Source organism: Nonomuraea sp. NPDC052116, assembly GCF_040680035.1.
GTDB lineage: Bacteria > Actinomycetota > Actinomycetes > Streptosporangiales > Streptosporangiaceae > Nonomuraea > Nonomuraea angiospora_A.
This window is the reverse complement of sequence record NZ_JBFAWA010000032.1, coordinates 102051-115738: the sequence shown is the minus strand read 5'-3', so window position 1 is coordinate 115738 and position 13688 is coordinate 102051. Positions and strand designations below refer to the sequence as shown.

Annotated in this window: 11 protein-coding genes; 3 read left to right on the top strand and 8 right to left on the bottom strand. The window is 67.3% G+C overall.

Annotated features, from left to right (window positions below):
- Nucleotides 1-112: 112 nt before the first annotated feature.
- The 3 genes from AB0L65_RS45355 to AB0L65_RS45345 form a co-directional block, all read right to left on the bottom strand.
- Entirely contained in the window at nucleotides 113-712 is a 600-nt protein-coding gene (locus tag AB0L65_RS45355; protein WP_364259547.1) for a hypothetical protein, read from the bottom strand.
- A 677-nt stretch (nucleotides 713-1389) separates the two neighbouring features.
- Complete coding sequence (locus AB0L65_RS45350) at nucleotides 1390-2127, bottom strand: hypothetical protein (protein WP_364259544.1); 738 nt, start codon at nucleotides 2125-2127, stop codon at nucleotides 1390-1392.
- Between the two features lie 1418 nt (nucleotides 2128-3545).
- Nucleotides 3546-4841 carry an MFS transporter gene (locus AB0L65_RS45345; RefSeq protein WP_364259541.1) on the bottom strand — a complete coding sequence of 432 codons (1296 nt, stop codon included), beginning with the start codon at nucleotides 4839-4841 and terminating at the stop codon, nucleotides 3546-3548.
- Nucleotides 4842-4894: 53 nt separating this feature from the next.
- Here AB0L65_RS45345 and AB0L65_RS45340 point away from each other — a divergent pair, with 53 nt between their 5' ends.
- The gene (locus AB0L65_RS45340; RefSeq protein ID WP_364259538.1) at nucleotides 4895-5767 is read left to right on the top strand and encodes a winged helix-turn-helix transcriptional regulator; all 873 of its coding nucleotides are present in this window, start codon (nucleotides 4895-4897) and stop codon (nucleotides 5765-5767) included.
- 75 nt (nucleotides 5768-5842) lie between these two features.
- On the opposite strand, the gene AB0L65_RS45335 is transcribed toward AB0L65_RS45340, so the two are convergent.
- Nucleotides 5843-6244 (bottom strand): hypothetical protein, encoded by a 402-nt coding sequence (locus AB0L65_RS45335; RefSeq protein ID WP_364259535.1) that lies wholly within the window; start codon nucleotides 6242-6244, stop codon nucleotides 5843-5845.
- Between AB0L65_RS45335 and AB0L65_RS45330 the strand changes: the two genes are divergently transcribed.
- On the top strand, nucleotides 6135-6386 hold the full coding sequence (locus AB0L65_RS45330; RefSeq protein ID WP_364259682.1) for a transposase: 252 nt from the start codon (nucleotides 6135-6137) through the stop codon (nucleotides 6384-6386). The genes AB0L65_RS45335 and AB0L65_RS45330 overlap by 110 nt on opposite strands.
- Here AB0L65_RS45330 and AB0L65_RS45325 read toward each other — a convergent pair.
- Nucleotides 6383-7636 (bottom strand): MFS transporter, encoded by a 1254-nt coding sequence (locus AB0L65_RS45325; RefSeq protein WP_364259532.1) that lies wholly within the window; start codon nucleotides 7634-7636, stop codon nucleotides 6383-6385. The two genes, AB0L65_RS45330 and AB0L65_RS45325, sit on opposite strands and share 4 nt — an antisense overlap.
- A 57-nt stretch (nucleotides 7637-7693) precedes the next feature.
- Here AB0L65_RS45325 and AB0L65_RS45320 point away from each other — a divergent pair, with 57 nt between their 5' ends.
- Nucleotides 7694-8728, top strand: a complete 1035-nt coding sequence (locus AB0L65_RS45320; RefSeq protein ID WP_364259529.1) for a DUF5937 family protein — start codon at nucleotides 7694-7696, stop codon at nucleotides 8726-8728.
- Nucleotides 8729-9077: 349 nt separating this feature from the next.
- On the opposite strand, the gene AB0L65_RS45315 is transcribed toward AB0L65_RS45320, so the two are convergent.
- The 3 genes from AB0L65_RS45315 to AB0L65_RS45305 form a co-directional block, all read right to left on the bottom strand.
- A complete protein-coding gene (locus AB0L65_RS45315) occupies nucleotides 9078-9821 on the bottom strand; it encodes a 3-oxoacyl-ACP reductase family protein (protein WP_364259526.1) in 744 nt (247 codons plus the stop codon).
- Between the two features lie 329 nt (nucleotides 9822-10150).
- Nucleotides 10151-11581 carry a non-reducing end alpha-L-arabinofuranosidase family hydrolase gene (locus AB0L65_RS45310; protein ID WP_364259523.1) on the bottom strand — a complete coding sequence of 477 codons (1431 nt, stop codon included), beginning with the start codon at nucleotides 11579-11581 and terminating at the stop codon, nucleotides 10151-10153.
- Nucleotides 11582-11611: 30 nt separating this feature from the next.
- Nucleotides 11612-13003, bottom strand: coding sequence for an endo-1,4-beta-xylanase (locus AB0L65_RS45305; protein WP_364259520.1), 1392 nt, complete (start codon nucleotides 13001-13003; stop codon nucleotides 11612-11614).
- Nucleotides 13004-13688 lie beyond the last annotated feature (685 nt).

The window sequence follows — 13688 nt, the reverse complement described above, 5'->3', positions numbered from 1 at the left end:
GTACAGCAACACGGCCTCACGGAGCCTTTCGGCGTCATTCGCCATCACACACCTGACCAGGCTGGGGACGCGTCTGCCAGGGTGCTGCCTTGCTCTTGTAATCAAGGGCTCATCAGAGCCCGTGTCGATTTTGCGGGAGCCAACCGACGTGAGCGGCCTTGAGCTGATCGCGTTCGTCGGCGTCGGCCATGATGACGTCAGCACCGCCGTCGTATGGGTGGTAGACGCGGCGTAGGTCGATATCCATGATGATGATGCCGTTGCACTGGTCATCGGCGACCGCGCGCAACAGGGCGTCCAGAGCGCCTGGTTCCCACTGCTGCCGGCCGATGTGCACATGCATGGTGCAGACAGGATCGGAGGCGTCGTCCTCGCGCACCCTCGTCCATGGACGTGAGCCGGGGTTGAGTGCGTGGGCGTCGAAGGGCGTCGGGTCGGTGAAGCCTTCGTCCATGACATAGGTGACCGTGGTGACGTACAGCTCTTGACCGGCAAACATCTCGCTCAGGACGGTGTTGTGGCGGTGAAGTATCGTCTGGTACTCGGTCTCCGTCTCCGCGTAACGCTTGGAATTCGGCAAGCTGTGGAAACGCACCCAGCGGTCAGGGTCGCACCGCAACTCATGGCCGAGGGGCGGGCAGTCCGGCCAATGCAACCGCCACTGGGCCGACAGCGAGGGTAGAGCCGGATCTGGTAGTTCACGCGCGGGCATGCGTCCAGGGTAGGCCCACCAGGCATACTCCATGATCTTGCTACGTGAAAGCCCAGGAAGATGTGGGCCTAACGGGCTCTGGGAACCTTCAAGATCTGATGCTCGTTGGCCTGCGTAGATCCGTCCGTTGGTCGATCGGGCAGGCTGTCGGTTCAATTCCGGCCGGGATTGCAGCATGGGTCATCCTTGTGGTGACGCTGACTGTAGTTCGCCATTTGCTCGATCGGTCCTCAAGAAGCCCGAGTCGAGAAGGGAGGAACACTATGCGAAGTGCATCAGCAGAAGTTCTCTGGTCAATCGGTTGCAATCTCGCGGGAGGCGTCCTCCTGCCCGCCGACGAGCGGACGGATCTATTTGACGACATGAAAACCGGAAGGTCAGCCTGCCGCGCGGCTTCCGTTCCTCGGGCCTGGCGGCCCTGCGGTACGGGTCCACTTGCCATCGAAGCACGAGGGCTGAGCACCGATCTTGCTAACGGGAGTGCTAACCACGGCTTCGGATGAGCTTGGACGGCGGTGGACTGGCTGCCCCTCTACCTCCTGCCCGAGCAGGCATTCGCGAGCAGGGTGGACGTCCGTGGACGATCAAGTTCTCACTCGTAATGAAGTGTTTTTGCGGCCTTGCAGCGTTCAGAGGGTCAGTGCGCATGACGGAGTTGGGGCCTGCCTTAGTAGGGGCTAGAGCCGTTGGGGCGATGTTCCGGAATTATTCGTGATGGAGACGGCCGTGAGCGCCTCAGCCAGTTGACGCATCGAGGAAACCGCGACCGAACCCCCAACGCCAGCGAGATGCTTGCGCTTGCCGTACTTGCTGACCACGCCGATCGCCTGGACGTCCGCATCCGCGGCCACGAACATTTCGTCAGAAGACACGCTGATCAGCGTGCAGTCAGACGGTTCCGCGTTGAGCTCCAGCGCCGCTTGCCACAGAAGTTCGAGACCCGGCTCCTGCGTAGTGGGCTGGCGCTGCTCGCGTCCGATGACCGGTCCCACCAGGTGTCGCAGATCGTGCGCGTCGAGGTAGCTTTCGATGGCGGCCGTGCAGGTGTCACCCACTATGGCGACGCGTCTGCCACTGGCCCTGCAGGCCGTCAGTACCTCGGACGCCCCTGGTGTCGGTACGGCCGTCAAGGCTGCCGCCATCTCGGCGTCTCGCACGGTTTCCTCTGCGTCGGTCCCGTAGTCCCGCCTGACACTGTGGGCGTAGTCCAGCATCCACAACGGGTCAGTCACGATGAGGGTCAGGAGCGACATCCTGTGCCCGTGGGCGGCGAGTCGGTCGCGGATGCCGCCGGCGATCGCCGCAGCGTCCATTTCGGCGTAAAGATCGCAGGTTGCGCCATTGAAGGCGAACAGGACGGCGCGGGTCCGCTCCAGGACGCGGGCGATATGGGGTCGCACTCTCGTGCTCGTCACGCGGAATCCTCCTGATCATGGTGTCACGGCCGATCGTAGGCCTACGGCCAGGGGGCGTTTCGGCGAGAGGTGTACGGAGTGTCGGCACCTTAAGGCGATCACGCCGACCGTCGAGCGGCCCCCGCTGTTCACACCCGTCTGTTCATGCGCTTCATCAAGTGAACAGGGTCTCTGAAAAGGCGGGCGGTCTTTTCGGTGCAAGGCGAAGGAGAGTAGCGGTCGGATCTCCACCAGCCCGGCTATGGTGGCATAGCCATCACGGAAGGCGGCGGTGATGGAGCCGAAGAACTGCCCGCCTTTCCAGTATCCGATCGTGTCGGTGTGTAGTCGGGTTCGTACATGATGGGATTGATCTCGGAGAATTTCATGGCCGGCGAGTAGCCATCCAGTACGACAGTCGGTACTATCGCGATCTTGCTAACGCTGGTGCTAACAACACATCTGAACGGTCCAGGACGGCGTTGGAATCTCCGAGGTGAAGCACCCCTGACGAGCAGGCGATTCTGTCAACTGTGGACAGGGGTGGTCGTCTCTGACCTTGCTACGGATCAGAAGGCGCATGATTGGTGCTCGGCCCGTCTCGACTCCAGACCTGAGGGCATCGAGGGAGGTCTTCGATGCCGCTACCTTCCGGGATCATGCCCCAGAGGAAGGGGAAGCGCAGATCAGGTAGTGAGGCGGTTCGCCCAGGAGCGAGGCCAGTTCGTCCTCGGTAACGGTGAGGGTGAACCCTGAACCCTGAGCCCGGTTGCCCCGAGTTCCATCCTTGTTCGACGGCTCGCCGGATGCATCCGACGACCAGGGCAGGACGGATCGCGAGCGTTCGCTCCGCCAGCCAGTTGTCCGGCCGGGCGCGGGGGAGTGACACCACGAGAACGGCGCCCGGCTCCTCGGCTCGCGCGGTGGCGACGGTGAGCGGGCTCCAGGCGTTGCCCTGGCTGTAGGTCGGCTTGTGGCGGACGCGCCAGCGGAAGACAGTGCCGTCGACGGTGATGGGCCGCGAGCCCTTCTTCGGTATCGCCACAGCCGCCTCCAAGCTCTGCTCTTGTTCTGTCGCTGTTCCGTGGGAGCATCGAAACCAGGGAGAAGTGACGCGAGACGCCCGCAAGCGTAACCGCTGCTCACCGACATGATCGAGTTATTTTCGCCGGTGACCGGATCGGACATCGGAGAACATGCAGATCTTCGAGGGCACCAACCAGATCCAGCGCCTGGTCATCAGCCGCCATCTGGCCAAGTAGCCCCGCCAGCCGGTCTTCGGAGGCGGGGTTCGCTGTCTTGTGCCCAGGGCTTAAATGATCAGGTCGTTGGTGAATCCGTGTAGGTGGGGCAGGTCAGCGGCTCGGATCGTGGTGATCCAGGTGGTGAGCTTGGCGTCGTTGCCTTCGGCGCTCCGGTACGGGTATCAGCTCCGGAGGCTAGGCCGGTTCGGCGTCGGCGGCGAGCTCCGGCGATGCGGTTGGCGAGCCGGTTGAGTCGTCGCGCTGCTGATAGTCGGTGAGATTGCGCAGGTGCCGGATCGGTGACGCCAGCAGGACCAACGGCATGCAGGCGGCCGCGACGACGAAAATCATCAAGGTGACGCGGCCGCTGAGGACCCCGGCAACGGCTCCGGCGATCAACCCGCCGATCGGGATCGCACCCCAGGAGACGAAGCGGACCGTCGCCATCACCCGGGGCAGCAGGTCGGGCGGGCTGGCGATCTGCCGGTAGGTGCGGGTGACCACGCTGAACACCACCACGCCGGCGGAGAAGACCACATTGCCGACGGCGAAGGCGACGAAGGCCTGCCAGCCGGTGCCGAGGGGCACGACAAGCGCCCCGGCGAGCGAGACGAATCCGGCGACGATCAGGGCGCGGGCGGTCCCGAGCCTGGCTGTGATGTGGTTCGTCAAAGCCGCGCCGATCAGCGTGCCAACGCCGTCGGCCGCCAGCAGCAGGCCGACGAGGCCGGGCTCGGCGTGCAACTCGCGCACGAGGTACAACGCGTAGAGCGCGTGCTGTGCCCCGCAGACTGTGTTTGCCGCGGTGGCGGCCCACATGCACGGCCTCATCACCGGGTGGTGCACGACGAAACGCCAGCCTTCCCGGATCATCGCGCGTACCGGTGGCCAGCGCTCGGGGGTCTCTGAGCGGCGTTCGGGCAGGGTCCGCAGCAGCAGGGCTGAGACAAGGTAGCTGGCCGCGTCGACGAGGAGGGTAGGCACAGCCCCGAGCACCTGGACGATGAGACCGCCAACGGATGGTCCGCCGAGCTGAGTTGTGGCGTGGGTGCCGGAGGTCAGGCTGTTACGGGACTGCAACTGCTCCTTGCTCACGATCGACGGCAGGAAGGTCGAGTTGGCGACGTCGAAGATGACGTCCGCGAAGCTGATCACGAGGGCCACGATCACCAACTGGGCGACCGTCAGACAGTCCAGCCACCACGCCAGAGGAATGGAGATGATCGCCGCCGCGCGCGCCAGGTCCGCGCCGATCTGAACCCTTCGCATGGGTAGTCGCTGCACCATCACCCCGGCGGGTAGGCCGATCACGATCCAGGCGACGTAACCGGCAGCGGCGATCATGCCCATCTCTAACGCGGAGGCGTCGAGCGCCGTCAACGCCGTCAGTGGCAAGGCCACTGCGCCCATCGCCGAACCGACCGCGCTGGTCGTGCCGGCCGTCCACCACCGCCAGAAGACGCTCGCGCCGCGCGCACTGTCCACTGCCATCTCGACATCTCCCCAGTCAGTTCCAGAATGGAATGCACTATATAATGGAGTATGTGAAGCGTGCTGATCTACCCGACGCCGACTGCGGCATCGCGCAGGCGCTTGGAGTGATCGGTGACTGGTGGACGTTCCTGGTGGTGCGGGACATCGCCGGCGGCACCACCCGCTTCGACGGCCTTCAGCGTGAGCTCGGTGTCAGCCGCCGAGCTCTGGCCGAGCGCCTCGCCGGCCTCGTCGAACACGGGGTACTGGAGAAGCGGCCCTACTCCGATCGCCCGCCGCGTTACGACTACCTGCTGACCGCGAAGGGCGAAGGCCTGCTGCCAGCGCTCATCGCGCTACAGGATTGGGGTACCAGGCATGTGATGGGCGATGGCGCGCTGACCGCGACCAGCGAGGACGGGTCCGCCGAGACCCGCCGGGTGCATGAGCTGGTCGGTCGGAAAGTGCCAGATGTCGTTCTGGAACGACACGACGGCGAACGGGCCGCGCCCAACGCACCCGGTGCCTGGACGGTGCTCTACTTCTTCCCCGGCGCCTTCGCGCCCGGCGCCCAGGGCTACCCGCCTGGTTGGGCCGACATCCCGGGCGCCACGGGTTGCACTCTGGAGTCCCTCACCTACGCGACACGGCATGCCGACTTCGAGGCGTCCGGTGCCGTGATCCGAGGCGTCAGCACCCAGCGACCCGACCAGCTGTCCGCCTTCGTCGCGCACGCGAGGTTGCCCTACCCGCTGCTATCCGACCAGGACAGCAAGCTCGCGGCCGGGCTGCTGCTGCCGACCTTCCGGGCGGCCGGCGTCGACCGCTTCAAGCGCCTCACCTTGCTGGTCGACCCCAATGCGATCATCCGTGCGGTGCAGTTTCCGATCAGCGACCCGGCCGGCTCGGTGGAAGACATGCTCACCCTCGTTCGCGCTCAATAACAAAGACCCCCGATCCGCTCATGCCGTGGAGCGTGAGCACCGCCTGATTCGGCTCGCAGGCAGGACTGCCAAGCATCAAGCGAGACGGGGACACGGCATCGTAGAGGTGAGCATCCGCCAGTTGTCTCCCCAGACGTAGCCGTCGAGGTCGACTCCCGTTTCGTAGGTGATGAGCCGGTCATCGAGGGAGTCGGGCCAGGTGCCGACCGGCACGGTTGTGGCGCAGTGGGCCTGCACGCAGTGGCGGAACAGGTAGCGCAGCGTCGTCGGCGCGGTCGCGGTTGTGGGGTCGGCGGTCGCGTGGATCACGAGCTGGTAGTCGCGCACGTGGTCCACGAAGCCGTGGTGGAGCAGGGCCTGGTCGAAGATCCCGTCCAGGTTTCGCTTCTGCGACCGCTGCGCCGTCTCCGGCCTGTCCGAACTCGAACGCCTGGCCACCGCCATTGAGACCCGGTGGCCCGAGATCCTGGCCTGCATTCAGACCGGCATCACCAACGCCGGCTCGGAAAGCACCAACCGCGTCATCAAGATCACCGTCCGAGACGCCTGCGGCTTCCGTAATCCCGAGAATCAGCGTCTATGTACCCGATGCGCCACTACCCGACGCGGACGCGCTTAACTTGCGCCTACCATCGAAGAGCCCTCACGTCCCGCTCGATCCCTGGCAGCCGCGTGCCGGGCCACCGCGGCGGCGCCCGTGCCGGCCAGGACGAAGAGGGCGGCCAGGCCGACCCAGCCCGCGGTGCCGTGTTCGACGGCGGTGGTGGCGAGGATCGGGGAGAACATGGCGGCCATCGCATAGCCGGTCTGGCTGAGGCCTTGGTAGGCGCCGGCGCTGCGCTGGTCGGCCAGTTCGAAGGCCATGCCCCAGCCGCCCGCCTCGCCCAGGATCTCACCCATGGTGTGGGCGGACGCGGCCAGGACGAACAGGACGCAGGCGACGATCATGTTTCCGTAGCCGGCCAGAGCGTACAGACCGCATGCCATCGCGAGCAGCCACGACGCGCGCCTGACCGTGCGCCCGGCCTTGCGCACGTCGTCGGTGCCGCGCGAGGCGCGCACCTGGAGTGCGGCCACGACCACGGTGTTGAGGACGAGTAGCACGGAGACGATGGCGGTGGGCGCGTCGGTGGTGGCCACCCAGAGCGGCATGCCGACGGTCAGCAGGCCGAACTGCGTGGCCACCACGGCGTTGCACGCCACGCTCGCGATGTACGTACGGTCCCTGAGCGGCGAAGGCCCGGCGGACGCGGTGCGCTCCCTGACGGCGGTCATCCTGGCGGCGAGCTCCGGCACCTGACGCCCGAGCCCGGCCAGCGGCACGGTGGCCGCCAGCAGCAAGACGCCGGCGACGACCACCGCCACACGGTACGCCGACGCGGTGCCGATCAGGAGCGCCGCCGCAGCGGCCACCGTGCCCAGGCCGATGAAGACGTTCGTGACCACGCGCATCCGGGCCCGGACCTCGACCCGCTCCGGGCCGGTGTACCACCGCGCCAGCATCGCCTGCTTCGACGAGGAGCCCACCGAACGCGTGATCACGGCCAGGCAGGCGATCAGGGTGAACACGACGGCGTCGGAGACGAACGTGTAGGCGAGCAGCGCAACCCCGTTGAGCCCTGTCGCCACCGTCTGGACGTGGTGCGCGCCGACCCGGTCAGCCAGCCACCCTCCCGCGTACGAGGCCAGCACCCCGGTGCCGCCCGCGATGCCCAGCCCGAGACCCACCGTCGTCACGCTGAGCCCGATGACGAGCGTGAAGTACAGCGTGCTGACGGTGTAGAAGACGCCGCTGGAGAGCGCGAACGCCATCGTGCTGACGGTCAGTGAGCGGGCGACGCGGTCCTGAGGGAAGAAGGTCTGGATCACGGGGGCCTTTATCCCGTAATAGGGCCTTTGTCGCCAATTGATGTAGCGTATGGCTTCATGGCAGGGCTGATCGAGTACGAGCTCGCGGGGATGGACGTGGCCGACGTCCGCTTCGCCATCTCGCCGCTCAACGAGCTCACGTTGTCGTTGCGCACGTTCCGCGACCCTGGCCGCTACCCCGTGCACCTGCCCTGGCTGCGCCGCACGGAGCAGGCCCGATCCACGCTGGACGTACCCCTGCTGCAAGCGCTCACCAACGACGACATGTGGACGCCGGACTACCTGTCACCCCGCCCCCATGCCCCGCTCACCCGCATCAACGACGAACTCGCCGCGGTCGCCCACGTGCCCGTGGACCGGGTGATCGACGACCTGCGCGCCATCCACCCCCGGCTCCCCGAGCCGCTGCGCGGCGACCCGTCGGCCCGCATCCTGGACGCACTGCGGGACTACTGGCGCACCTGCTTCGCGCCCTGGTGGCCCAGGATGCGCGCGGTCCTGCAGGCCGACGTGGTCCACCGCGGCCAGGTCATCTCGGCCCACGGCCTGGCCGCGATGTTCGCCGACCTCAGCGACCGCGTTCAGCTGAAGGACGGCATCGTATCCATGCGGCTGATCAGCGACGCCCGCTACCGGCGCTCCACCGGCGGCGAGGGCCTCACCCTGGTCCCGACCCTCTTCAGCCGGGCCGCCACCGTCCCCATCTCCCCGTCCGAGCCCCCTTTGATCATGTACGGCACCCGGGGCGTCGGCACGCTCTGGCAAGCGGAGCCCCGTCACTCCCCAGGGGTGCTCACCGACCTTCTGGGCGCCACCCGGGCAGGGCTGCTCACCATGCTTGAGACCCCCGCCTCATCGACCGAACTCTCCGGCCGCCTGGGCGTCACCCCCTCGGCCGTCAACCAGCACCTCCGCACCCTCCGCGCCGCCGGCCTCCTCGCCAGCGCCCGCCACGGTCGCTCGGTCCTCTACCTACGCTCGGAACTCGGCGACGCCCTCGTCGCCGGATCAGGACTTCGGGCCGTCGGTGTCGACCGCGCAGCGGGGGATGCTGCCCACCCCGGTCCCGGTCGGTTCGGCCAGGAGACCTGAGACGGAGTCCTGGTGCCGTCGGTGGAGACCGTGCGCAGTTCGGCCGACGAGCCCTCTACGTCGGCGAGACGTCAACCCCCGATCAACTTCGAGGAGGTTCTCGCCTTCCGACAACTCGTACGGGACGCCTTCAAAGTAGAGATAGTTGTCGTTCCACAGGAGGGTGACGTCATTGACCGCGCTGACGATCGCTTGAAACTCCTCGGGCTGGACACTGAAATCATCGGGGCTGACGGCCCAGAGTTGATCGCCTCCGCCCGGCGGGTGCGTTGCCCAGCAGTTCTGCCATGAGCGCTGGTGCCGCCGGGAGGATGGTCGGTTCCCGACGGCCTTGCGGACCGGCAAGGAGTCAGGCGGTGACGCCGCCGTCCACTGCTATGGAGGCGCCCGTGATGTACCGGCCTCCCTCGCCGGCCAGGTGCGCGACGGTCGCGGCGATGTCCGCGGGCTCCCCGTAGTGCCCGAGGGCGGTGTAGGCGCTCTGAGCGTCGGCGCCCGGTCCGTCGGCGGGGTTCATGTCGGTGTCGATCGGGCCGGGATGGATGACGTTGGCGGTGATGCCCCTCGGACCGAGGTCGCGTGCAAGGCCCTTGGTCAGCCCGGTGAGGGCGGTCTTGCTCAATGCGTACAGGGTGATGCCGGGGAAAGGCGTGCGGCCGGACAGGCAGCTGCCGATGTTGATGATCCGCCCGCCTTCGGTCATGTGCGCGGCCGCGGTCTGAGCGGCGATGAACGGCGCACGTACGTTGATGGCGAGGACTCGGTCGAAGTCCTCCGGACGCACGTCCTGCAGTGGCCCGAAGGGGAAGACTCCCGCGTTGTTGACCAGGACGTCCAACCGGCCGAACTCGACGGCCGCCCGCTGAACGGCGTCCGTGACCGCCGCGGGGTCACCGGCGTCTGCCTGGAGGGCCATGGCCCGGCGTCCCATCGCCTTGACCTGCTCCATCACGGCGCGGGCCTGGTCGGTGCTGTGCCGGCAGGTCACCGCCACATCCGCCCCGTCCGCGGCGAGCCGGAGGGCGATCGCCTTGCCGATGCCGCGGCTGCCGCCGGTCACCAGCGCTGCCTTGCCGTCCAGAACTGCGGACATATCGGGACTCCCATCGTGAGCGAGATTTCAGGAGCCAGGGGCGGTTCACCGTCCCTGATGCGCCCCTTGAACCCCGTGCTGCCTCCCCTGGTTGCACCGGGACGCCACGACCGCTGGAACTACATGCTTGCGACGGGTGTGTGGTCGGGCCGACTTCGCGAGTCCACGACCGATGAGGTCATTGCGGAGAGCACGTCCTGCCGCCGGCGAGTGAAGGTCGCATGGGCGGTGCGCAAGGAAGTCGGCGGGCCTTCCGGTGGTGACGGGGGCCGGGATGACCACCGTCACCACCGGAAGGCCGCTCTCAGGGACGGATCCGTGTCACCTCATCAGCGCTGCAGGGTCAGCAGGCCCGGCCGATAGGGCAGGAGGCCGTAGTCGCCGCCGGAGCTGGGGTTGCGTCCCTGGTAGAGCAACTGCAGATTGCAGGGGTCAACGGTCATGGTCTGATCGGGGTTGCTGCGGACCAGATCGCCGTGGCTGATGTCGTTGGTCCAGGTGGCGCCGCTGTTGGCCTTGCCGGCGAAGGGGTTGCTCTCGGTCGCGGCCTGCGGTGTCCACGAGCCGTCCAGGCTGGTGGCGGTGAACGAGCGGAAGTAGCGGCCCTGCGAACCGATCGCCTCGACGAGCATGAGGTACCGGTTCTGGCCCTGGAGCTTGTAGACCTGAACGGCTTCGAACAGGTTGTTCGTCGAGGCGCTCATGACCACCGTCGAGGTCGCGCCGAAACTGCCCGGGAAGTTTCCGATGGGCATTCCGGCCCGGTAGATCTTGCCGTTGTCCCCGGCGAAGAACAGGTACATGTTCGTGCCGTCACCGATGAGGGTCTGGTCGATGGGGCCGGTTCCGGAGCCGGAGATGCTTCCGGAGAAGAGCACCTGCTGCGATGACCAGCCGTTCGGGTTGGTGGGGTCGCTCGACGTGCGGTAGGAGAACGCGGTGCTACCCCACTGGTAGGCGAGCACCCAGACGTTCTTCGGGGCGAAATAGAAGAGCGTGGGCGCGACGGTGGAGGAGGACATCGTGTTCTGGCTGGCCGAGGCCATGTCGGACCAGTTGGTGAAGAGGCCGAAGTTCATCGAACCCCACGCCGTTCCCGTGTCGTGCGTCGTCCCGTAGACGAGATGCCTGCCGTTGTAGACGACGGTGGTGAAGTCCTTGAGCGAGACCCAGCCCGACTTCGGGTTCGCCAGCGCGCCGGTCGATGTCCAGCGGTACGTCGACGGAAGAGTGCACGTGCCGGTCGGGGTGGGGGTGGGGGTCGGTGTGGGGGTGGGCGTGGGGGTGCCGGGGTTGCCGCAGGTCACTCCGTTCAGGGCGAACGACGTGGGCACCGGGTTGCTGCCGGTCCACGAGCCGTTGAACCCGAAGTTGACGCTGCCGCCGGAGGGGATGGAGGCGTTGTAGGAGACGTTGGTGGCGGTCACCGACGAGCCGGACTGGGTCTGGGTGGCGTTCCAGATCTGGGTGATCTGCTGGCCGGCGCCGAAGGACCAGGTCAGCCGCCAGCCGTTGACCGCGTCACCGAGGTTGTTGATGGTGACGCCGGCGTTGAAGCCGCCTGACCAGCTCGAACTGATGGCGTAGTCGACCCGGCAGGCGACGGCGGCCTGGGCGGGCTGCACGGTCAGCAGGCCCGCTCCGGCGAGCAGGACCGCGACGGCGCCGATCACGAGGCCGCGGCGCGAGGCCCGCCGGGGCGGCGCCGCGGTCGTGACGGCGGAGGGGCGCGGTGACCGCGCTCGCCAGGGCAGACGCATCTGTATTCTCCTCATCATGTCCGGCCGCCGTCAGGGGCTGGTGCAGGTGGCGGTCGGGGTGGCCGCGGTGCCGTTCGCGGTGAACCCGAAGGTCGTGGAGCCGCCGGCGGCGATGGAGCCGTTGTAGGTGGCGTTGCGTACGGTGACGCTGGAGCCGGACACGCTCTGCTGGCCGTTCCACAGGCTGCTGATGCTCTGCCCGCCGGGCCAGGTCCACCGCACGGTCCATCCGCTGATCGCCGCGTTGCCCGCCTGGACGGTCACCGTCGACTGGAAGCCACCCGACCAGCTGTTGGTCGTCGTGATGGTCGCCTCGCACCCGCCCGGGACCGGTGTCGGAGTCGGGGTGGGCGTCGGGGTCGGAGTGGGAGTGGGAGTGGGGCCGCCCGGCGAGGCGGCGTTCAGGGCGTTGAGGACCGCGTCGTAGGCGGGCTTCTTGTTGCCGCCGCTGAACAGCAGCGGGGTGTCACCCGACCGCCAGGAGTCCTGGTCGCGCACCCCCCACACCGTGATGCCGGCGCAACGGGCCACGGCCAGGCAGTCGTTGGTCACGCTGGCGTAGGTCTGCGCGGAGGCGCCCTGGATGTCCAGCTCGGTGATCTGCACGTCCACCCCGAGGGCGGCGAAGCTGGAGATGGTGGTGCGGTAGTTGCTGTTGTACGGGCTGCCGCTGTTGAAGTGTGACTGCAGGCCGACGCAGTCGATCGGCACGCCGCGCTGCTTGAAGTCGCGGACCATGGTGTAGACGGCCTGGGTCTTGGCCCAGGTCCAGTTGTCGATGTTGTAGTCGTTGTAGCAGAGCTTGGCGGCCGGGTCGGCGGCGCGCGCGGTGCGGAAGGCGACCTCGATCCAGTCGTTGCCGGTGCGCTGCAGGTTGGAGTCGCGCCGGCCGCCGGAGTTGCCGTCGGCGAAGGCCTCGTTGACCACGTCCCAGGCGTAGATCTTGCCCTTGTAGTGGGCCATGACGCCGTTGATGTGGTCGATCATGGCCTGGCGCAGCGTGCTGCCGGACAGGGACTGCATCCAGCCGGGCTGCTGGGAGTGCCAGGCCAGGGTGTGGCCGCGGACCCGCTTGCCGTTCTGCACGGCCCAGTTGTAGACGCGGTCGCCGTTGGTGAAGGTGAACTGGCCCCGGTTCGGCTCGGTGGCGTCGATCTTCATCTCGTTCTCGGCCGTCACCATGTTGAACTCGCGGCCGGCGATGGTGGTGTACTGCGAGTCGCCGAGCTTGCCCGCGCTGATGGCGGCGCCGAAGTACCGCCCGCTCTGCGCGGCGGCCGCGCCGAGCGTGCTCGCCGCCGCACCGGCCGGCGTGGTCGGTACCGTCACCGCGGTGACCACGGCGATAGCGCCGACGGCGGCGGCGATCAGGACCCGCGGGCGCCTGAAGGGCCGCGGCGGAAGTATGGCTGTGTCGCCCATGACTGAGTGCTCCAGACTGCATCACGGAAAAGCGGACACGCGGGGTCATCCCACGCGATCGACGCCGCGTTCCGTGATCATGGAACGCACACCACCAGGGCATCGTGAACGGCGGTCCTCACCGCGCACCACCACCTGGCGGGAGGAAGCCTTCTCGGAGACACAGTCTGGAAACCGCGCCGAAAGTTGTCAAGTTCTGGCGAAAGTTTCAGAGTGGCGCTCTCGCCGTCATGGCGGGCGACCCCTGATAACGCCTGATGAGCCGCACGCGCGTCCGCCGCCCCGCCGCGGGCGCGAGGTGGCCTCCTTGACGTCGCCTCTGCGTCTCGTATTGGCTCGACCTGCCACCACAGCCATCTGACAGAGAAGGAACCGCGACAGGGAAGAAGACGTGTGAGCGCTAACAGCCGGCCCGGGGCCACCACCCGGCGGCCATGGCGCGGGGCGGTCCGGCGGACAGACACCACGTCCCTGGAGTCGCCCCTCTCGGAGAGTCACCGATGAGGAGGTACACCGAGGCAACGCCGTCGTAAGATCCAGCGCCTGGTCATCGGCCGTCACCTGGCCAAGTGGCCTCTGTCAAGATCCTGAACCGCCGAACGATGTTCCGGAGTGTCGGCCAATCTCTCCATTAACAAGGTGCTCTTGCTGGGTGACCGTGAGCGCGTAAAGATCCCCCATGCAA